General features: G+C 61.2%; 17 protein-coding genes. 13 read left to right on the forward strand and 4 right to left on the reverse strand.

Translation table 11 applies throughout. The features are described 5' to 3' along the window. Window positions 1–9 precede the first annotated feature (9 nt). Entirely contained in the window at window positions 10–1,281 is a 1,272-nt protein-coding gene (locus tag ACYUCQ_RS00290; protein WP_460252492.1) for an adenosylmethionine--8-amino-7-oxononanoate transaminase, read from the forward strand. A 275-nt stretch (window positions 1,282–1,556) separates the two neighbouring features. After that, entirely contained in the window at window positions 1,557–4,238 is a 2,682-nt protein-coding gene (locus ACYUCQ_RS00295) for a DUF4062 domain-containing protein (RefSeq protein WP_460252493.1), read from the forward strand. Between the two features lie 17 nt (window positions 4,239–4,255). Here the strand turns inward: ACYUCQ_RS00295 and ACYUCQ_RS00300 are convergent, their stop codons facing one another. Then, window positions 4,256–5,620 (reverse strand): glutamate--cysteine ligase, encoded by a 1,365-nt coding sequence (locus tag ACYUCQ_RS00300; protein WP_460252494.1) that lies wholly within the window; start codon window positions 5,618–5,620, stop codon window positions 4,256–4,258. 13 nt (window positions 5,621–5,633) lie between these two features. After that, window positions 5,634–6,317: a 16S rRNA (uracil(1498)-N(3))-methyltransferase gene (locus ACYUCQ_RS00305; protein ID WP_460252495.1), complete on the reverse strand. Its 684-nt coding sequence runs from the start codon at window positions 6,315–6,317 to the stop codon at window positions 5,634–5,636. Between the two features lie 34 nt (window positions 6,318–6,351). On the opposite strand from ACYUCQ_RS00305, the gene ubiA reads away from it, so the two are divergent. The 6 genes from ubiA to ACYUCQ_RS00335 all read left to right on the forward strand — a co-directional run bounded on the left by ubiA (window position 6,352) and on the right by ACYUCQ_RS00335 (window position 11,547). Further along, window positions 6,352–7,269 (forward strand): 4-hydroxybenzoate octaprenyltransferase, encoded by a 918-nt coding sequence (gene ubiA / locus ACYUCQ_RS00310; RefSeq protein ID WP_460252496.1) that lies wholly within the window; start codon window positions 6,352–6,354, stop codon window positions 7,267–7,269. Next, window positions 7,266–7,913 (forward strand): class I SAM-dependent methyltransferase, encoded by a 648-nt coding sequence (locus tag ACYUCQ_RS00315; protein ID WP_460252497.1) that lies wholly within the window; start codon window positions 7,266–7,268, stop codon window positions 7,911–7,913. The genes ubiA and ACYUCQ_RS00315 overlap by 4 nt, the downstream gene beginning before the upstream one ends. Window positions 7,914–7,975: 62 nt before the next feature. Continuing rightward, window positions 7,976–8,473 carry a succinate dehydrogenase, cytochrome b556 subunit gene (sdhC, locus tag ACYUCQ_RS00320; RefSeq protein ID WP_460252498.1) on the forward strand — a complete coding sequence of 166 codons (498 nt, stop codon included), beginning with the start codon at window positions 7,976–7,978 and terminating at the stop codon, window positions 8,471–8,473. Between the two features lie 5 nt (window positions 8,474–8,478). Beyond that, the gene (sdhD, locus tag ACYUCQ_RS00325; RefSeq protein ID WP_460252499.1) at window positions 8,479–8,880 is read left to right on the forward strand and encodes a succinate dehydrogenase, hydrophobic membrane anchor protein; all 402 of its coding nucleotides are present in this window, start codon (window positions 8,479–8,481) and stop codon (window positions 8,878–8,880) included. A 57-nt stretch (window positions 8,881–8,937) separates the two neighbouring features. After that, window positions 8,938–10,749 (forward strand): succinate dehydrogenase flavoprotein subunit, encoded by a 1,812-nt coding sequence (gene sdhA / locus ACYUCQ_RS00330; RefSeq protein WP_460252500.1) that lies wholly within the window; start codon window positions 8,938–8,940, stop codon window positions 10,747–10,749. Window positions 10,750–10,764: 15 nt separating this feature from the next. Then, window positions 10,765–11,547 carry a succinate dehydrogenase iron-sulfur subunit gene (locus ACYUCQ_RS00335; RefSeq protein WP_460252501.1) on the forward strand — a complete coding sequence of 261 codons (783 nt, stop codon included), beginning with the start codon at window positions 10,765–10,767 and terminating at the stop codon, window positions 11,545–11,547. A 150-nt stretch (window positions 11,548–11,697) separates the two neighbouring features. Here ACYUCQ_RS00335 and ACYUCQ_RS00340 read toward each other — a convergent pair whose 3' ends face one another. After that, entirely contained in the window at window positions 11,698–12,081 is a 384-nt protein-coding gene (locus tag ACYUCQ_RS00340; protein WP_460252502.1) for a type II toxin-antitoxin system death-on-curing family toxin, read from the reverse strand. Next, on the reverse strand, window positions 12,078–12,308 hold the full coding sequence (locus tag ACYUCQ_RS00345) for a hypothetical protein (RefSeq protein ID WP_460252503.1): 231 nt from the start codon (window positions 12,306–12,308) through the stop codon (window positions 12,078–12,080). The genes ACYUCQ_RS00340 and ACYUCQ_RS00345 overlap by 4 nt, the downstream gene beginning before the upstream one ends. 180 nt (window positions 12,309–12,488) lie before the next feature. Between ACYUCQ_RS00345 and ACYUCQ_RS00350 the strand changes: the two genes are divergently transcribed. From ACYUCQ_RS00350 to ACYUCQ_RS00370, 5 genes are all read left to right on the forward strand, one after another. Next, complete coding sequence (locus ACYUCQ_RS00350) at window positions 12,489–13,634, forward strand: amidohydrolase (protein ID WP_460252504.1); 1,146 nt, start codon at window positions 12,489–12,491, stop codon at window positions 13,632–13,634. Between the two features lie 72 nt (window positions 13,635–13,706). Beyond that, window positions 13,707–14,453: a DNA repair protein RecO gene (gene recO, locus ACYUCQ_RS00355; RefSeq protein WP_460252505.1), complete on the forward strand. Its 747-nt coding sequence runs from the start codon at window positions 13,707–13,709 to the stop codon at window positions 14,451–14,453. Next, window positions 14,446–16,689, forward strand: a complete 2,244-nt coding sequence (gene parC / locus ACYUCQ_RS00360; RefSeq protein ID WP_460252506.1) for a DNA topoisomerase IV subunit A — start codon at window positions 14,446–14,448, stop codon at window positions 16,687–16,689. The genes recO and parC overlap by 8 nt, the downstream gene beginning before the upstream one ends. Continuing rightward, on the forward strand, window positions 16,676–18,760 hold the full coding sequence (locus ACYUCQ_RS00365; RefSeq protein ID WP_460252507.1) for an FUSC family protein: 2,085 nt from the start codon (window positions 16,676–16,678) through the stop codon (window positions 18,758–18,760). Before parC ends, ACYUCQ_RS00365 begins: the two co-directional genes overlap by 14 nt. Then, entirely contained in the window at window positions 18,753–20,492 is a 1,740-nt protein-coding gene (locus ACYUCQ_RS00370; protein WP_460252508.1) for an ABC transporter ATP-binding protein, read from the forward strand. The genes ACYUCQ_RS00365 and ACYUCQ_RS00370 overlap by 8 nt, the downstream gene beginning before the upstream one ends. The last annotated feature ends 93 nt before the right edge of the window (window positions 20,493–20,585 follow it).

The following is a 20,585-nucleotide window of genomic DNA, read 5'->3' on the forward strand; positions in this document are numbered from 1 at the left end:
CATCCCAGCGTGACCCCGCTCACCCCAACGCCCGATTGGCTCACCGAAGGCTGGAATCACGTCTGGCTGCCCTACGCCCAAATGCAAACGGCGCCGCTGCCCGCCCCCGCCATCCGCACCGAAGGCAGCCGCATCACCCTCGCCGATGGCCGCACCCTGATCGATGGCATCGCCTCCTGGTGGACCGCCTGCCACGGCTATAATCACCCGCATATTCGCGCTGAAGTCGCCAAACAGCTCGAAACCATGCCCCACATCATGTTCGGCGGCCTCGCCCACGAACCCGCCTACCGCCTCGCCACCCGCCTCGCCGCCCTGATGCCCGCCGGGCTGGAGCGCGTGTTCTTCACCGATTCCGGCTCCGTCGCCGTCGAAGTCGCCCTGAAAATCGCCCTGCAAGCCCGCCTCAACCAAGGCGAAACCACCCGCACCAAATTCCTCGCCTTCCACGGCGGCTATCACGGCGATACCTTCGCCGCCATGGCCGTGTGCGACCCCGAAGAAGGCATGCACAGCCTGTTCGCCGGCATGCTCACCAACCACATCATCGCCCCCCTCCCCACCGATCCCACCAGCATCGCCGCCTTCGATGCCATCGCCGCCCGCCACGCGCCCGAACTCGCCGGCATCATCGTCGAACCCCTAGTCCAAGGCGCGGGCGGCATGCGCTTTCACCCGCCCGCAACCCTGCGCCACCTGCGCGCCACCGCCGATCATTACGGCCTGACCTTAATTTTCGATGAAATCTTCACCGGCTTTGGCCGCACCGGCACCCTCTTCGCCTACCAGCAAGCCAACGTCACACCCGACATCATCACCCTCTCCAAAGCCCTCACCGGCGGCACCTCACCCCTCGCCGCCACCATCGTCTCCACCCCGCTATTCAACGCCTTCCTCGATGCCAGCCCCGCCAAAGCCCTGATGCACGGCCCCACCTTCATGGCCAACCCGCTCGGCTGCGCCGCCGCCAACGCCTCACTCGATCTGTTCGAACGCGAAAACCGCCTCGCCCAAGCCGCCGCCCTCAGCCACCAACTCAAGGCCGAACTCTCGCCCCTCCAATCCCTGCCCAACGTGGTCAATGTCCGCGTCATGGGCGCCATCGGCGTCGTCCAACTCAAATCCATCCCCAACCCCGCCGCCCTGCGCACCGAATTCCTGCGCCACAACACCTGGATCAGACCCTTCCGCGACATCGTTTATCTCGCTCCGGCCCTGACCATCAGTCCCGACGAATTGTCGCACCTGACAGCGGCGATTGGGACGGTGTTGAAAGGGTGAGGGGAGAAAAAGTTCTTTTTTGTAAAAAAGAACCAAAAAACTTTTTGGCATTTTAGGGGCAGCGTAAAAAACACACTTTTAGGGCGGCAAAGCACTCAAGTGTTTGCAAGATTTCCGCTAACTCAGGGTGTAGGTTTGATCGGAACGCCAGGACAAACTGATTTGTTTGCTTGCGTCGCATTTTGTGCCACCAAAAAATGTGGACACAATCTTTTTCAAGTTGTAATTTCTTTCTTTGCTCACGGCTGTAGGGTTAGGTCACGATGTCTCAAAAAATGATTGTCTATCGCGTATTTGTGTCGTCCCCGACTGACGTTGTCGCCGAGAGGCAGGCGGCAAAATCAGCAATTTTGGAGACGTCGTCCTTTTTCGAGAAAAATGGTATTCGACTCGAACCGTGGTTGTGGGAGGAAAATGCGGTATCGGAATTCGGTAATAAACCTCAAGAAATAATCACGCAGCAGCTTGGCGAATATGATTTATATATAGGAATCATGGGCGCGACTTTTGGTTCACCGACTCAAAAGTATGGTTCCGGCACGGAGGAAGAGTTTAATGGAGCAATTGGCGCTTTACAGGCAGGGACTCTGAGGCATGCAAGCTTTTTCTTTAAGGATGTTACGTTTCAGGCGAAGCATATTGATAATAATCAAATTTTGCAGCTCCAGAAAATTGCCGAATATAAAGAACGCATAAGCACATCAGGACTATATCAGTATTTTATCGATGAAAAAGATTTGAAAGAAAAAATCAAGCAAATTTTAATTCGTGAATTTACAAAAAAAAACTCTGAAGATTTAAACAATGAATATCTTGTCAGCTCATACCAAATTTCCACAGTATTTGAGAGTGAAGTTCTTAATTCTCTTGACAAAAATCTAATTAGTGGAGATTCCTGGATAAGTCTCGAAGACATATGGATTGATCTAGATATTATAGTTGAAGAGCGCGATGCTGCTGGAAAGTTAAAACGTTTAAGTTCGAACATATCCCGAATCTGCGACGAAGCAATGTCCGGTAATTCAATACATATTGTTGGCGGTGAGACTTCAGGAAAGTCAACCGCCTGCAAAAAGTTATTTAGGATACTGCACGCGGGGAATTTTTTTCCAGTCTTATTGTCAAGTAAAAAAATAAAGTCTGCAAATGTGGACGATTTGAGTAATAAAATAGCTCAATGCATCAGTGAACAGTATCTTGGATTTTCCCAAAAGCAGGCAAAAAAAATTGATAGTAAAAAAATTATAATTATAATTGATGATTTTGATCAAATAACACTAAGTAAAAAATACGCTTTAAAAATCTTAGGTTGGCTCAAAGATTCGTACTATAGCGTAATAATAACTACGGCGACCTCTTACAAGTTTTCGGTGTTAGAAAATACGGCAGATATCGCAATATTACGAGAGTTTTTTCAATCGGAAATCTCGGAATTGGGGCATAAAAAAAGATATGAACTCATTGAGAATTGGTGTAAAGCAAAAAAATATGATGATTTATCTAATGATCAATTTAGGCATGCTGTAGAGAGCAAAAGAACGGTTATAAACAGAATTTTAACAACCCATATTGTGCCTAGGACACCGTTAATCGTATTGATATTGCTTCAAGCTATTGATAGTGGCCAGTCGGCGGACTTGGCCCATAGTGGATACGTGAGGTATTACAAATTTCTAATTGATAGCGCTATTCTAAAAAATTTGAAAGTTGCCGAGGCCGAGCAAGCTTACGCCCTTCTTCCCGAGGTCGCGTGGGCCATATATAATTCTAGTAGTATGGAGCTGACGGCTGACGAAGTGGAATGCGTAGTCGATCAATTCGCGTCGCGTCGAGCCTTACGCAAGTCAGGGCTTTTCGCAATACTTGAAAAAATGCGTCAAATTGGAATATTTGAGGTGGGTCAGGATATTTATAGGATCCGACATACCTATGTATATAATTTTTTTCTGTCCGAGTATATCAGCCGCAATCTTAACCAGCAGGTGATGGCCGACCATGTAAGAGACCTCTGTCTTAATGCTTGGTCACGACAGACCGCCAATATATTAATATTTTTGTCGTTTCATACCGACAGTATGATCGTAATTGATAGCCTAATAAAAAACTTAAGTGAAGCATATGTTGCTGCGCCACAATTTGAATTTTCTATTGAAAATACTGAAGTTATTAATAGATTAATCGAACAAATCCCAAATCAAATCTTGGATGAAACTAAAACAAAGGAGCGTCGTAACAACAGGTTTGACACACATGATAGGATTGACGCGTCTGAAAGGTCGGCGATGGAGGCCGGCCCAAATGTGATGTTGGACGAGATGGATCGAGTGTTTGTTGCTGTCGAAATTATCGGTCATATCCTAAGAAATCATTACGCGCGCATTGACGCTGAACCAAAACAAAATATGCTCGAAGTGGCATCAAATGCTATTTTAAGATGTATTGGTAGCTTGCTGGATAAATTATCAAAATCAATTGATACAGTAGTTGATATGATACAAACTGCGTTATACCATATTGAGATCAAGCAAAATCCTGAATACAAAGATAAAAATAACGATATTAGGGAAAAAATCGCGCGACAAATTGTATTTATTCTCACTGCAGGGTTTATATCGTATTGTAGTCGAAAGCTGTCTCGAGCGGTTGGGGATGAGAATTTGGATATAACCTATCAGCAAGTTTTAGAAAAAGTTCCAAACTCGATGAAAAAATATCTGGATGTTATAATCAAACTCGACTGTTATCGTTCATTCCCGTTGAAAGAACTTGATGAAGTTGCTAATTTACTCAAAAAGGATCATGTTGGAACATCCGTTCTAAGATACGCAGTGGCTGAGAGGCTAGATATGAGGCCCCCCGAAAATAGTGCCGATTTCAAAAGATACTGCGATCTCGTCGGGCTAGAGATTACACCCCGTCTCATTGAAAGGCAGCGGCTAGGGTCCCACACGAAGTAAGTTTAATAAGCACGCCCCTACAGCGCCGCCTCCGCAAAAATCTTCCGCGCATCCCCATGCCAAGCGCCGAAATACCGCCCCAGCCAATGTTCCGCCTGCGTCGGTCCGCCCGCGGCAATTTCCTCCAGCGGCGCGAGATACTGCGTCTCGTCATTCCCCGCCGCGTCGTGCCGGGCGCGGGCGCGTAGGCCATCGGCGGCGATGGTGATCACGTCGCGCGCCAAATCGCGCAGCGTGCCGCGCCCAAGAGCGAGGTCAAGGCCGCGCTCTGGCACCGCCTCGCGCATCGCCACCACCGCCGCATAATCAAGGCCCGCCGTCAAAGCCTCGGCGGCTTGCAGCGCGGCGTCATCGTAAAATAGCCCGGTCCACAACGCCGGCTGCGCCAGCAACATCGCCGGATTGCCAGAATCCGCGCCTCTGGTCTCGATAAACCGCTTCAGCCGCACATCCGGAAACGCCGTGGTCGCGTGATCGGCAAAATCGCCCATCGTCGGATACTGCCCCTCAAACCCGGCCAGCTTGCCCGCCATGAAATCGCGGAACGAATGCCCCGCCACATCGATATACGCGCCATCGCGATAGACAAAATACATCGGCACATCGAGCAAATAGTCCGCATACCGCGCAAACCCGAAATCATCGTCAAACACACACGCCGGTACCCCGCTGCGCGCATTATCAGTATCCAGCCAGGTAAAGGCCCGGTTCGAGAGCATCCCGTTCGGCTTGCCCTCGCGAAACGGCGAATTGGCAAACAACGCAGTCGCCAACGGTTGCAGCCGGAGCGAAAGGCGCATTTTGCGCACCATGTCCGCTTCAGAGCAAAAATCGAGATTGGCCTGCACCGTGCAAGTGCGCAGCATCATATCAAGCCCGCGCGCGCCCACCCTTGGCATATGCGCCCGCATAATCGCGTAGCGCCCCTTCGGCATCCAAAACAAATCCTCCCGCGTCGCGGTGGGGTGAAACCCCAGCGGCGCAAACCCAATACCCATCTGGTTCGCAATGCGCTGCACCCGCGCAATATGCGCCTCAATTTCCGCCCTTGTGGCATGCAAATCCGCAACAATCCCGCCCGAAAGCTCAAATTGCCCGCCCGGCTCCAGCGAAATCGAAAAATTCGCGCCATTCAGCCCAATCGGCTGCCCCCGATCCATAATCGGCGCCAACCCCTCCGCCGCCGCAACCGACTCCAGCACCGCCCTAATCCCATCCGGCTCATACGGGATTGAGCGTTGATCGGCATGGCGAAAGCCAAAACTCTCATGCTCGGTGCCAATGCGATAGTCGCTCGGAGGCTTGCAGCCAGCGGCAAACCAGTCCGCAAGCTGGTGCATCTCGGTAATCGGGGTGGCATCGGCTTCGCCGGGATTGGACACGTCAAACTCCTGATCAGGCTTCCGGCGGCACGGCAAGCAGCCGAGCCAGCCCGGCAATGGCGGCAGTCTCGGCCCGGAGGATCCGTGGTCCAAGTGTTCGCCTCGTAACAAAGGGATGCCGAGCCAGCTCGTCAAGCTCTGCGGGCGCAAATCCACCCTCCGGCCCAATCAGCAAGCCCCAGCCCTGTGTCCGCTCCGCCGGTAATTCCAAGCCCGGCGCCGCGATCCGCTCGGTCGCCGCAAATAAAATCCGCCCCGCCGGCCAGTCGCGCAGCAACGCGGCGAAGGGCAGGGGGGCGCGCAGTTCCGGCACGCTCAGCCGCTCGCTTTGCTCCGCCGCCTCGGTGGCAATCGCCGCCCACCGCTCCGGGTTAACCCGGTGTGGCTGGGTGCGCGCGGTGATCACCGGCTGGATCACCGCAATGCCCAGCTCGGTGGCTTTTTCCACCACCCATTCGCTGGCATCGCGCTTGATCGGCGCAAAACACAGCCAACCATCCGGCTCAGCCTCCGGCGCGCGGGTCTGCGCGCCGAGCGTCAGCGTCACCGCCCCGCGCTCCAACCGGCTAATCTCCGCCTGAAACTCGCCATCGCGGCCATTGAACAACAGCAGCGTGTCGCCAACCCCCCGGCGCATCACCGAACCCAGATAGTGCGCCCGCGCCCGATCCATGGCAATGAGCGCGCCAGCGTGCAATTTTTCTCCACAATGGAGGCGAATGATCGAAGCCATGACCAGCCCTGTAGCAGCCCCAGCCGATTTTACCGATATCCGCCCCGATGGCTGGATTGCCCGCCTGCCGCCCGCCGCCCAACCTTTCGCGCTCCTCGCCCGGCTGGACCGGCCCATCGGCGCCTGGCTGCTGTTCCTGCCCGGCCTGTGGAGCATTTTGCTGGCCGATCAGGGCCTGTGGTTCAGCCTGTGGCTGATCCTGCTGTTCGGAATCGGCGCCATCGTCATGCGCGGGGCCGGCTGCGTGGTGAATGATCTGTGGGACCGCAAGCTTGATCGCGCCGTGGCGCGCACCGCCGCCCGCCCACTCGCAGCGGGCACAGTCTCGGTGCCCGCCGCACTCGCCTTCCTCGCCATGCTGTCGCTCGTCGGCCTGCTGATCCTGCTGCAACTCAACCGCCCCGCCCAAATCACCGGCGCCGCCTCGCTCCTGCTGGTCGCCCTCTACCCCGCCGCCAAGCGCGTCACCTGGTTTCCCCAAATCGTGCTGGGCCTCACCTTCGGCTGGGGCGCGCTGCTCGGCATGATCGCCGCCACCGGCCAGCTCACCCTGGCCGCGCTCAGCCTCTACGCCGCCGCGATCTGCTGGATTCTCGGCTATGACACCATCTACGCCCATCAAGACCGTGAGGATGACGCACTGGTCGGCATCAAATCCACAGCCCTCTGGTTCGGCGCGCAAACCCGCCCGTTCCTCGCCCGCTGCTATGCCGGCACGCTAGCCTTCCTGCTGCTCAGCTTCGCTCTCACCGGCATCAACCCCCTCGGCTGGGCCGCCATGATCATCCCCGCCGCTTTGCTCGCTTGGCAAGTCATCGCGCTCGACATCAACAACCCGGCACGCTGCCTCGCTTTGTTCAAACTCAACCGCGCCGTTGGCCTCGCCGTCGCCCTCGCGATCCTGGTCGGCCATTGACCCCGGACACCCGCGCTGACTTCATTCGCGCGCAAACCCACCCCGCGCCCGCCCCGCTCTGCCCGGACATCATGGCCTATCAGGCCAGCGAAATCACCCCGATCTGGCAGGCCAGCGAAGAATTCCTCGATCATCACGGCATCGCTCCGCCCTACTGGGCCTTCGTCTGGCCCGGCTCCGCCGCGCTCGCCCGCTACAGCCTCGATCATCCCGCGACCCTCCAAGGCCGCCGCGTCATCGATTTTGCCGCCGGCAGCGGCGTCGCCGGCATCGCCGCCCTGCGCGCCGGGGCCGCCCAGGTCACCGCCATCGATATCGACCCGATGGCCGGCGCCGCCCTTGCGCTCAACGCAGAGCTGAACGGCGTAAACCTCATGATCGACATTGCCGATCGGGTCGGCACGCCCCTCGCCGCCGATCTGATCCTCTGTGGCGATATTTGCTACGAATCGCCCATGGCCGCGCGCATCGTGCCCTGGCTGCGCCACCTTGCCCGCCATGCCGAAATCTGGCTGGCCGAGCCGGGCCGCGCTTACGCCCCGCGCGAAGGGTTTGCGCCGCTCGCCTGCTACGAGGTGCCGGTGCTGCGCGATTTGGAAAGCTGCACCACGCGCACCACCCGCTTGCTCCGGCTTCTGCCGTAAAGCGCGCTCATATTCATTAAATCTTATTCTATCCGCTGCATGACAGCCACGTTGCTGTTTCATTGACCCTGACGGTTCCGGGCAGTAAGCAGGTGCAGCATTTCGTGCTCAAGGGGGATTTGGTCGTGGTGCAGGATGTTCGCGAAGCCCTGATGCAGGGTCGCAATTCAGACGGCAAAATGGTTCGCCGCCCACTCTCGCCGCATTTGCAGGTCTATCGCCCGCAAATTTCGTCGGCTTTGTCGATTTTTCATCGTTTCACCGGCATCGCCCTCTCGGCGGGTGCCCTGCTGCTGGCCCTCTGGCTCGCCGCCGCCGCCACCTCGCCCGGTGCCTTCGCCATCGCCCAGGCGGTGCTCGATTCCATTTTCGGCAAGCTGGTGCTGTTCGGCTTCACCCTCGCCTTGTTCTATCATTTTGCCAACGGCATCCGCCATTTGCTCTGGGATGCCGGCTACGGATTTGAATTGCCGGTGATGCACCGCACCGGCTACGCCGTGCTCGCCGCCACCATCGGGCTGAGCGTGATCTTCTGGGGCCTCTTTCTGGTGATCGGGTGAGCATGATGAGTGATAAAACCACGCTCCGTCCGGAAATCATGCGCTCCGCCCTGGGCCGGGCGCGCGGCTATGGCTCGGCCAAATCCGGCCTGCATCATTGGTGGGCGCAGCGCCTCACCGCGATGGCGCTGCTGCCGCTGAGCCTCTATTTCGTCGCCTCGGTGCTCCTGCTCGCGGGTGCCAACCAAGCCGCGATGATCGCCTATATGCATGAGCCGTGGAACGCGGTTTTGTTCATCGCCCTGATCCTCGCACTTTTTTATCATTTGCAACTGGGTTTGCAGGTGGTGATCGAAGACTACATCCATGCCGAGGGTCGGCGTATTGCGCTCCTGCTCGCCATTCGCGCCATCACGGTGCTGTTCGGGCTGTTGGCCATCGTCTCGGTTCTCAAACTCGCCCTCTAACGGAATCGGGCGGGTCCTCACGAGTTTTGACGCGGCAATCTTTGCAAGGGTCTCATCATGAACGCGATCTCCAAGCCATCGACCGGCGCTTACACCATCATCGATCACACCTATGACGTGCTGGTGGTCGGTGCCGGCGGTTCCGGCCTGCGGGCCACACTCGGCATGGGCGCCGCCGGTCTGAAAACCGCCTGCATCACCAAAGTGTTCCCCACCCGCAGCCACACCGTCGCCGCCCAAGGCGGCATCGGCGCGGCACTGGGCAGCATGGAGCCGGATGATTGGCGCTGGCACATGTATGACACGGTGAAAGGCTCGGATTGGCTGGGCGATCAAGACGCCATCGAATATATGTGCCGCGAAGCCATCCCCGCCGTCTATGAGCTCGAACATTTCGGCGTGCCGTTCAGCCGCACCGAAGATGGCAAAATCTATCAGCGCCCGTTCGGCGGCCACATGAAAGATTACGGCAAAGAGCCGGTGCGCCGCGCCTGCGCCGCCGCCGATCGCACCGGCCACGCCATTTTGCATACGCTCTATCAACAAAGCCTCAAGCATGATGTCGAGTTTTTCGTCGAGTATTTCGCGACCGACCTGATCATGGATGACGAAGGCCGCTGCCGGGGCGTCATGGCTTGGTGCCTCGATGATGGCACCATCCACCGCTTCCGCGCGCAAATGGTCGTCCTCGCCACCGGCGGTTATGGCCGCGCCTATCTCTCCTGCACCTCCGCCCATACCTGCACCGGCGATGGCGCGGGCATGGCGCTGCGTGCCGGCCTGCCGCTGCAAGACATGGAATTTGTGCAATTCCACCCCACCGGCATTTTCCCCGCCGGCTGCCTGATCACCGAAGGGGCGCGCGGCGAGGGCGGCTACCTCACCAACGCCGAGGGCGAGCGCTTCATGGAGCGCTATGCCCCCACCGCGAAAGATCTCGCCTCGCGCGATGTGGTGTCGCGCTCCATGACCATCGAAATCATGGAAGGGCGCGGCTGTGGTCCCAACAAAGACCACATCATGCTGCATCTCGAACATCTCGATCCGGCGCAACTGCATGAGCGCCTGCCCGGCATTTCCGAGACCGCCCGCGTCTTCGCCGGCGTCGATCTTACCAAAGCGGCGATCCCGGTGCTCCCCACCGTCCATTACAATATGGGCGGCATCCCCACCAATTTCCGCGCCGAAGTCCTGCGCCCCACCGCGAACGATCCGGACGCCATCGTCCCCGGCCTGATGGCGGTGGGCGAGGCAGCCTGCGTCTCGGTGCATGGCGCCAACCGGCTCGGCACCAACTCTCTCCTCGATCTGGTGGTATTCGGGCGGGCTGCCGCCCATCAAGCCGCCAAAATCGTCAACCCCGGCGCCAGCCAGCCCGCCTTGCCCGCGCGCGCCGGCGAAGCCTCGCTCGACCGGCTGGACGCCACGCGTCACGCCAAAGGCGCATCCCACATCGCCGCCCTGCGCGATTCCATGCAGCGCACCATGCAAAACCACGCCGCCGTGTTCCGCAACTCGAAAACCCTCGCCGAAGGGGTCACCAAAATGACCGATCTGTGGCGCGGCATGTCCGATATCGCCATCGCCGATCGCGGCATGATCTGGAATTCGGACCTGATGGAAGCGATGGAGCTGCAAAATCTGATGGGCAACGCGCTCACCACCATGGTCTCCGCCGAAGCCCGCCACGAAAGCCGTGGCGCGCACGCCCATGATGACTACCCCGAGCGCGATGACCAAAACTGGATGAAGCACTCGCTCGCCACCTGCACTGCCGAAGGCGAGGTTTCGCTCGATTACCGCAATGTCCGCATGCAAACCATGACCAATGATGTTTCGGTGTTCCCGCCGAAAAAGCGCGTTTACTGATAAGGGCTCTACACCATGGCCAATCTAACGCTCCCGAAAAACAGCCGGGTCACCGTCGGCAAAACCTTCAAGGCCCCGCCCGGCGCCAAGCGGGTCAAAGCCTTCAAAGTCTATCGCTGGAACCCCGATGATGGCGGCAACCCGCATACCGACACGTACGAGATCGATCTCGATGCGTGCGGCCCGATGGTGCTGGACGCGCTGATCAAAATCAAAAACGAAATCGATAGCACCCTCACCTTCCGCCGCTCCTGCCGCGAAGGCATTTGCGGCTCCTGCGCGATGAATATCGATGGCACCAACACCCTCGCCTGCCTCAAGCCGATCGATGAGGTCAAAGAAGCGGTCGCGATCAATCCGCTGCCGCACATGCCAGTGGTCAAAGATTTGGTGCCGGATTTGAACCAGGCCTACGCGCAATATCGCTCCATCGAGCCCTGGCTCCAGGCCGAAACCCCCGCACCCCCGGATGGCGAGCGTCGGCAAAGCCCCGAAGAGCGCGCCGAAATCGATGGACTATGGGAGTGCATTCTCTGTTTCTGCTGCTCCACCTCCTGCCCCTCTTATTGGTGGAACGGGGATCGCTATCTCGGCCCCGCCGTGCTGATGGCCGCCTATCGCTGGATCGCCGATTCGCGCGATGAAAACACCGGCAAACGGCTCGATGCGCTGCAAGACCCATTCAAACTCTATCGCTGCCACACCATCATGAACTGCACCCAAACCTGCCCGAAAGGCCTCAACCCCGCCAAAGCCATCGGCAAAATCAAGCAAATGATGGTCGAACGCGAAGGCTAGAGCATTTTCCGTTCGCATAAGCTCACCGACAATGCTCTAACTCATTGTTTTGACGATCAACTTTATTCGATCAGATGATTCCATCTGATCGAACGTTGCTCTAAGCCGCACCAATCCCGCCCCGATCCCCCGCGCTATTTCACGCTGATGTCAGGGGGGCGGGGCAGGGGCGGTATGCGCGCGCAGCCACGGCACCAAATGTCGCATCTCGAATTCGTTGATCGCGTATAGTCCGGCAATAAACGCAAAAGTCGCATCCGCATCCGCGATAATCTGCACCCCATTGATCGCCAAAAAACTATAGGTCGCGGCAAACCCGATCCGCTTATTGCCGTCAATGAATGCATGGTTTTGCGCAAGGCTCTCCCACAACGCCGCCGCCTCTTCGATCAAATCCGCATAATAGCCGGTTTGCGGTCGGTATAACGCCGCCTGTAACGCCCCCGCATCGCGCAACCCCGCCGCACCGCCATAGCGCTCAATCTGATCGTGATGGATCGCCAACGCCTCGGCCAGCGTCAAATAATCGGTCACTCGGCCAGCTTGTGATAGAGCGCACCAAACGCCGCGTGACTGGCCCGATAGGCCCGCAGCACATGCGCGCGCGGCTGGGTCTGTCGCCGTTTCTCCAGCAAATCAGCCAAAGCTTCATCAACCAACGCCTGCAATTGCCGTCCCTCATCGGCAGCCAGCGCGCGCACCGCCGCCAAAATTTCAGCATTGACCTGGGTTGCGAATTTTTCCCGAACGGCCGATCCCATGTTTTCGCTCCTCCTGGATTGTCATGATCTATCATGATCCATCATGATTTATCAATCTACCGCCAGCCCCGCACACCGCCAGCACAAACTTCCTTGCCGATCCTGAAATTCCATGCCTACCATGCAGCGCGAAAACCAAGCGTTCAAACTGTCCCGCTTCAACAATTGATCGGTCCCTGCATGGATTCCTTGCTCGACACCCTAACCCCCTGGCGCCATCATCTGCACCGCCACCCCGAATTATCCTGCCACGAGCAAAACACCGCGCAATTCGTCTGTGCGCGTTTGCGCGAGCTCGGCATCCCGTTCGAAGCCGGCATTGGCGGGCATGGCGTGGTCGCCAGCCTGCGGCGCGGCGGCAATCGCAGCGTCGGTCTGCGTGCGGATATGGATGCGCTGCCGATCCATGAAGCCACCGGCGCGCCCCACGCCTCAACCAATCCCGGCGTGATGCATGCTTGCGGCCATGATGGCCACACCGTCTCGCTACTCGGTGCCGCCATGCTCCTGCGCGATGATCCGTCCTGGTCCGGCACCGTGCATCTCCTGTTCCAACCCGCCGAGGAAGGCTTCGGCGGCGCGCAAGCGATGATCGATGACGGCGTGCTCACCCGCTTCCCGATGGAACGCATCTATGGCTACCATAATTGGCCCGGGCTGGACGCGGGCACCATCGCACTCCGCCCCGGCCCGTTGATGGCCCAAGGCGCACGCCTCGCCATCACCATCCATGGCCATGGCGGCCACGCCGCGATGCCCGACCTCACCCACGATCCGGTGATTTGCGCGGGCCATATTCTGGTCGCCCTGCAAACCGTGGTGTCGCGCAATGTCGATCCGCTGGAAGCCGCCGCCGTCTCCATCTGCGTGCTGCACGGCGCGGATGCGGATAATCAAATCCCCGAAACCGTTTCGCTCCGGGGCACATTCCGCGCCCTGCGCCCCGCCGTTTTCGATGCCATCGCCGCGCGCATCCAAACCGTAATCACCAACACCGCCCTCGCCTTGGGCTGTACCGCCACCGTGTCGATCGAGCGCGGCGTCGCCGCCACCATCAACGACCCCACCGAAACCGCCCGCGCCCAGCGCGCCGCCCGCACCATCGGTCGGCCCGTGCGCGATGACATCCCCCCCACCATGGCCAGCGAAGATTTCGGGGCCTTCCTGCAAGCGATTCCCGGCGCCTATGCCTGGATCGGCAACGGCCCCGCCACCGATGGCCAGTTTTTGCACAATGATAAATATGATTTCAACGATGCCATCCTGCCCGTCGCCGCCGGCTACCTCGCCCAAATCGCCCGCGACGCCCTCGCCGCCGATGCGTAACCCGCCCGCCCATCGCCCCCAAATCCACCGTCCCCGCACCACCCGCGCCGATCACGGAGCGATCTGACCGCATTGGAATGGTCCGAACCCGCCATCGTGCTCGACGCCGCTTTGTTCGGCGAAGCCGATGCCCGCATGACGCTGCTCACCGAAACCCAAGGCGCTTGGCGCGGTCTGGTGCGCGGCGGCGCCTCCCAGCGCCACGCCGCGACCTGGCAGGTCGGCAATCTGCTCGCCGCCCGCTGGGTCGCCCGCCTGCCTGACCAGCTCGGCACCCTGTCCGGCGAATTAATCCACCCCGCCGCCGCCATCGCCATGACCGAACCGCTCGCCCTCGCCACCCTGCGCGCTGCCTGCGCCGTCACCGTCGGCGCCCTGCCCGAGCGCGAGCCGCACCAAGCTTTGTTCATCGCCCTGACCCGCCTGCTCGCGGGCATTACCGATATTGCCCACGCGCTCCCCGCCTTGGTCCGATTCGAGCGCGATTTACTGGCCGATCTCGGCTACGGGCTGGATTTGCGCTGCTGTGCGGTCACCGGCAGCACCGACAATCTCGCCTTCGTCTCGCCGCGCACCGGCCGCGCGGTCTCCGCCGACGCTGTCGGCCTCTGGCGCGCGCGCGTCCTGCCGCTCCCCGCTTTTCTGGCCCGCGACACCGATGACAGCCCACCGGACTGGTCCGCCCTGCGCGATGGTCTGGCCCTCACCGGTCATTTTCTCACCCGCGATGCGTTCGGCGCACACCACGCCCCGCTTCCCTGGTCACGCAGAGCGCTTTATGAGCAGATCGCCCGATTGGCGGAGACTGAAAATGCCTGATGATCACCGCGGCGTGGTGCACGACGCCCCCTTGGCCGAAGCCCTGTCCGAACGCTACCTTGCCTACGCGCTATCCACCATCATGGCGCGCTCCCTGCCCGATGTGCGCGATGGCCTAAAGCCGGTGCATCGTCGGCTGATCTACGCCATGCGCCAACTCAAGCTCGATCCGGGTTCGGGCTTCAAAAAATGCGCCCGCGTGGTCGGCGACGTGATGGGTAAATTCCACCCGCACGGCGATATGTCGATTTACGAAGCCCTGGTGCGCCTCGCCCAGGATTTCGCCTCGCGCTACCCGTTGATCGAAGGCCAAGGCAATTTCGGCAATATCGATGGCGATAACGCCGCCGCCATGCGCTACACCGAAAGCCGGATGACCGAAATCGCGAGCGCCCTGCTCGATGGGATCGATGAAGACACGGTCGATTTCCGCCCGACCTATGATGGCGAAGACAGCGAACCCGTGGTGCTGCCCGGCGCCTTCCCCAACCTGCTGGCCAACGGGGCCACCGGCATCGCCGTCGGCATGGCCACCTCAATCCCGCCCCATAATGCCGGCGAACTGTGCGATGCCGCGATCCATCTGATCAAACATCCCCATGCCAGCACCGATGATCTGCTTCGCATGGTGCAAGGGCCGGATTTCCCGACCGGCGGCGTGCTGGTCGAAGACCGCGCCACCCTCTGCGCCGCTTACGAATCGGGTCGTGGCTCGCTGCGCGTGCGCGCCCGCTGGAGCAAGTCGGATCTCAAGCACGGCATGTGGCAAATCGTCGTCACCGAAATCCCCTATCAGGTGCAAAAATCCCGCCTGATCGAGCAGGTCGCCGAATTGCTCGCCGATAAAAAACTACCACTACTCGGCGATATCCGCGATGAAAGCAGCGATCATCTCCGCATCGTGCTGGAACCCAAAGGCCGCACCGTCGATCCCGAGATGCTGATGGCCAGCCTGTTCCGCGCCACCGCCTTCGAGCAGCGCTTCTCGATGAACATGAACGTGATCGATGCGGATCGCACCCCACGCCTGCTCGGCCTCAAGCCAATGCTGCGCGCCTGGCTCGATCATCGCCACGAGGTCTTGCTCCGCCGCTCGCGCCATCGCGGTGCCGCCATCGCCCGGCGGCTGGAAATTCTCGATGGCTATCTCGCGGTATTTCTCAACCTTGATGAGCTGATTCGCATCATCCGCACCGAAGACGAACCCAAACCGGTGCTGATGGCCACCTTCACCCTCACCGACATCCAGGCCGAAGCGATCCTGAATATGCGCCTGCGCAGCCTGCGCCGCCTTGAGGAGATGGAGCTGCGCGCCGAACACGCCAAACTCACCGCCGAAGCGGCCAGCCTCGCCGCCCTGCTCAGTGACGAGGCCATGCGCTGGACCAGCATCGCAGCCGACATCAAAGCGACCCGCACCCGCTTTGGCAGCGGCAAAATCGGCGCCCGCCGCACCACCATCGATGGTGCCGCCCCGCAAATCGACGTCGCCGCCGAAGCCTTCATCGAACGCGAAGCGATCACCGTCATTCTCTCGGACAAAGGCTGGATTCGCGCGGTCAAAGGCACATTGAAACCCAGCCCCGGCACCGAGAGCGATTTGCGCTTCAAAGAGGGTGACCGGCTCAAAACCCTCCTCCCCTGCGAAACCACGGATCGCCTCACTTTGTTCGCCACCAATGGCCGGGTCTATTCGCTGCGCGCGGGTGATTTGCCGCGTGGTCGCGGTGATGGTCAGGCGATTCGCCTGCTGATCGAACTCGGCAACGACGATGATTTGCGCACAATGTTCGTGGCCGATCCGGCAGCGAAATATCTGCTCGCCAGCAGCGCCGGGCGCGGCTTCATCATCAGCGGCGCCGAACTCGCCGCCGAAAAGCGCACCGGCAAGCAATTGCTCAGCCTCAAACCCGGCGAGGAAGCCCTGCTCATCCGCCGCGTCGCGGGCGATCATTGCGCAGTGATCGGGCAAAATCGCAAATTGCTGGTGTTCCCCACCGCGCAAATCCCGGAAATGGCCAAAGGCCAAGGTGTCGCCTTGCAAAAATACAAGGATGGCGGCCTCGCCGATGTCAAATTCTTCAACCAGGCCGATGGGTTAAGCTGGGCGCTGGGCGATAAAATCCGCACCGAGACCAATCTCACCCCCTGGCTCGGCGCGCGCGGCAGTGCAGGAAAATTGCCGCCCAGCGGCTTCCCGCGCACCGGCATCTTCGGGATCGATGGCCCAGGCTGAGGCGCTCACCACGCCGATCCGCCCCGGCACCCCGAATTTCCGGCTTGATCTTCGGGCGATTTCCCTGCTCGAAGGGCTGCGCGCCGCCATCGCCATCGCCGTCACCATGGCGCTGGGCGCGATTTTGCACATCCCGCTGCTCGGCATCGCCGCTCTCGGCGCGCTGCTCGCCTGCTTCGCCGACCCTGGCGGCCCGGTGCGCACCCGCCTGCTGCCCATGCTGCTGCTCGGCCTGCTCGGCGGTATGGTGTTCGCCCTCTTGCCCACCCTGCTGTCGCGCGCACCACCCGCCGCTTTGCTGGTCGGCGGCGTGCTCATTTTCACCGGCAGCCTGTCGCGCATCTATGGCCAAGGCGGCTTGCAATTCGGCAATCTGTTCAGCGTCGCCACCGTGCTGGCCCTCGATCAACCCGGCCCGTCCCTCACGACCGATGCCACCATCGGCGCCATCTTCGCCGGCGGCGCGTTCTGGGCCGCCTTGCTCACCCTCGGCCTCTGGCGCATGCGCCCACACGCCCCCGCCCGCGAAGCCCTCGCGCGCACCGCCCGCGCCCTCGCCGCCCTCAGCCAAGACCTCGCGGCTATCAGCGAAAACCCCTCAGAAGCCGCGTTGGATCGCCATGCCAGCCAGCATCGCCGCGCCGTGCGCGAGGCCATCGAACAAGCGCGCGCCATCACCCTTGCCACCTTCCGCCGCCAAGGGGCCGCCAGCGCCCGTGGCAACCGCATCGCCCTGCGCCTCGCCACGCTCGATCTGCTGTTCGAAGCCCTGATCGCCCTGAGCGATAGCCTGGCCGACCCAGCAAACCCCGCCTGCGCGCAAGCGCTGCACCGCATCGCTGATTTTCTCACCGGCGCGGCCCCCGACATCGCAGCAGATCGCCCGCTCACCACGCCGCCGCGCACCGCCGCCCTCGCCAGCTTGCGCGCCCTGGTCAACGACGCACCATCACGCACCCAGCCGCCGCTGCGCGCCATTATCGAGCATCTCTCGGTGCTGCTCAGCTCCTCCATCCCCCCCGGCGCTGATCCAATCCTCGATGCCGCCAACCCGCCGCTGCTCCTCGCCGCCCTGCAAACGCTGCGCGCCAACCTGACCTGGAATTCGGTGTCCTTCCGCCACGCCACCCGCACCGCCTGCGTCATCATTCCCGTCTTGTTCGTGCTGCACCGGATCAATAACCCCTTCGCCCATTGGCTCGCGATCACCACCATCCTGACCCTGCAACCGCATTTCTCCGCCACCTGGATTCGCGCCGCCGAACGCGTCGGCGGCACCCTCGCCGGCGGCATCCTCGCAGCCCTGATCGGTCTGGTCTGCATCACCCCCCTCGCCATCTCGCTGACCATGGTGCCGCTCGCCTTGGCCGCGTTCGCGATTCGCGGCGTCAATTACAGCGCCTTCATCGCCGTCTTGACGCCCATGATTATCCTGCTGATCGAGCAAATCGTCCCCGGCGAAAGTGCTCGCCTCGTCGCCCTCTCGCGCATCGGCTTTACGCTCGCGGGCGGCCTGCTCGCCATCGCCGCCAATCTGCTGCTCTGGCCCAGCTTCGAGACCAACCGCCTCGCCGCCGCCACCCGCGAGGCCATCGCCGCCCACCAAGCCTATCTGCGCGATAGTTTCGCCACCCTGACCGACCAAGCCAACATCCCGCCCGACCGCGCCCGCCGCGCCGCCGGCCTCGCCAGCAATAATCTCGAAGCCTCCATCGCCCGCGCCCTCGCCGAACCGCATCGCGGTGCCGACCCCGAATTGCGCCGCGCCGTGGTGGTCGATGCCACGCTGCGCCGCATGGCCGGTCGCCTCGTCTCGCTCCGCCTCGCCCGCCCCACCCTCAGCCCCGCCGACCGCACCGCCCTCGCCGCTTGGTCGCGCTATCTGGCCGATCAACTCACCACCCCACTCACCGCGACCCCCGCCCCACTCACCCCCACCGCCCCCACCGCTCCTGCCCCCACCGCTCCTGCCCCCACCGCTACTGCCTTGGCCGAGCCACTCGCCCGCCTCGCCCGACAGGTGGAATTGATCAGCGCGCAAATGCGTGGGATTCACCCGGCCCATGACTGACCCGATCCCAACCGCCACCCTGCCGCTCATCCGCCGCCTCTGGCGCGATCACGTGCGCCATTTTCGCACCCGCATCGTCCTGATCATCATTGCCACCCTGCTGATGTCAGGCACCACCGCCCTGTACCCCGCCTTGATCGACCGCGCCTTCACCATGTTCGCCAAACGCGACCCGCGCATCCTCTACCAAGTCCCCGCCATCGTCCTCGCCGTCACCCTGGTCAAAGCCATCGCCCAATACGCCCAAACCATCCTCACCCAACAAGTCGTGCTCGGCACCATCAAACGCCTGCAATCGGCCATGTTCGCCCACCTCACCAACGCCGAACTCGCCCGCCTCGAACGCGAACCCCCCGCCGCGCTCGCCGCCCGCTTCACCACCGATGCCACAATCATCCGCGAAGCCATGTCGCGCGCCGTCAACGGCATCGCCGACGCCTTCACCCTGATCGGCCTCGTCATCACCATGATCTGGATCGATTGGGAACTCAGCCTGATCGCCGCCGTGCTCTACCCGCTCGCCGGCCTGCCGGTGCAAAAAATCGGTCGGCGCATCCGCCGCGCCTCCGGCGGCATGCAAGAACGCATGGGCGAAGCCGCCTCCCTGCTCACCGAAAGCTTCGCCCAAGCCCGCACCGTGCGCGCCTACGGGCTCGAACAGCCCGAACAACAACGCGCCAACCAAGCCTTCGACCGCCTCTATTCCGCCCTGCTGCGCATGATCCGTGGCCGCGCCGCCCTCGATCCGATGCTCGAAGTGCTCGGCGGCGTCGCCATCGCCGCCGTCATCGGCTTCGCCGGCTGGCGCAACGCCGCCGGCGCCGCCGGCATCGGCAATTTCACCGGCTTCGTCGCCGCCCTGCTCATCGCCTCACGCCCGCTGCGCGCGCTCGGCACCATGAACGCCGCCATCCAAGAAGGCCTCGCCGGCCTCAGCCGGGTCTATAGCATCATCGATGAACCCGCCACCGCCCCCGCCACCGGCACCATCACCCTGCCCGATGGCCCCGGTCGCGTCACCTTCGAGCATGTCGCCTTCGCCTACCCCGATGGCCGCCCCGGCCTCGTCGATCTCTCCTTCACCGCCGAACCCGGCCGCACCCTCGCCCTCGTCGGCGCCTCCGGTGCCGGCAAATCCACCGCCCTCGCCCTGATCCCCCGCCTCTACGACGCCCAGCGCGGTCGCATCCTCATCGATGATTTCGACATCACCCGCCTCACCCTCACCAGCCTGCGCGCCGCCATCGCCTATGTCGGCCAAGATTCACTCCTGTTCGATGACACCATCGCCGCCAACATCGCCATGGGCCGCCCCAACGCCACCCGCGCCGCCATCGAAGCAGCCGCCCACGCCGCCGCCGCCCACTTCGTCACAACCCTGCCCGAAGGCTATGAGACCCGCGTCGGCGTCAACGGCCAACGCCTCTCCGGCGGCCAACGCCAACGCATCGCCATCGCCCGCGCCCTCCTGCGCGACCCGCGCATCCTCCTGCTCGACGAAGCCACCTCCGCCCTCGACGCCGAATCCGAAGCCCTCGTCCAACAAGCCCTCACCCGCCTGCGCACCGGACGCACCACCCTCGTCGTTGCCCACCGCCTCGCCACCGTCCGCGACGCCGATCACATCGCCGTCCTCAGCGAAGGCACCATCATCGAATCCGGCACCTACACCAGCCTCCTCACCCAAAACGGCACCTTCGCCCGCCTCGTCCGCGCCCAAGCCCTGACTTGACCTGAAACGACCTGAACGGGTTAAGCGCGGGAAGAGGGTAGGGTAGGGGAAGGCCAAGGGGCGCTGCCCCTTGGAACCCCGGCAAAGGCGAGC

It is taken from the genome of Acidiphilium sp. MT5, from assembly GCF_054767495.1.

Bases quoted from the DNA above. Each gene is read 5' to 3' on its own strand.
- ACYUCQ_RS00345 (WP_460252503.1), bottom strand. From the start codon at position 12,308: ATGGGATCGGCCGTTCGGGAAAAATTCGCAACCCAGGTCAATGCTGAA.
- sdhD (WP_460252499.1), top strand. From the start codon at position 8,479: ATGAGTGATAAAACCACGCTCCGTCCGGAAATCATGCGCTCCGCCCTG.
- ACYUCQ_RS00350 (WP_460252504.1), top strand. From the start codon at position 12,489: ATGGATTCCTTGCTCGACACCCTAACCCCCTGGCGCCATCATCTGCAC.
- ACYUCQ_RS00295 (WP_460252493.1), top strand. From the start codon at position 1,557: ATGATTGTCTATCGCGTATTTGTGTCGTCCCCGACTGACGTTGTCGCC.
- parC (WP_460252506.1), top strand. From the start codon at position 14,446: ATGCCTGATGATCACCGCGGCGTGGTGCACGACGCCCCCTTGGCCGAA.
- ACYUCQ_RS00370 (WP_460252508.1), top strand. From the start codon at position 18,753: ATGACTGACCCGATCCCAACCGCCACCCTGCCGCTCATCCGCCGCCTC.
- ACYUCQ_RS00365 (WP_460252507.1), top strand. From the start codon at position 16,676: ATGGCCCAGGCTGAGGCGCTCACCACGCCGATCCGCCCCGGCACCCCG.
- ACYUCQ_RS00335 (WP_460252501.1), top strand. From the start codon at position 10,765: ATGGCCAATCTAACGCTCCCGAAAAACAGCCGGGTCACCGTCGGCAAA.
- sdhA (WP_460252500.1), top strand. From the start codon at position 8,938: ATGAACGCGATCTCCAAGCCATCGACCGGCGCTTACACCATCATCGAT.
- ubiA (WP_460252496.1), top strand. From the start codon at position 6,352: ATGACCAGCCCTGTAGCAGCCCCAGCCGATTTTACCGATATCCGCCCC.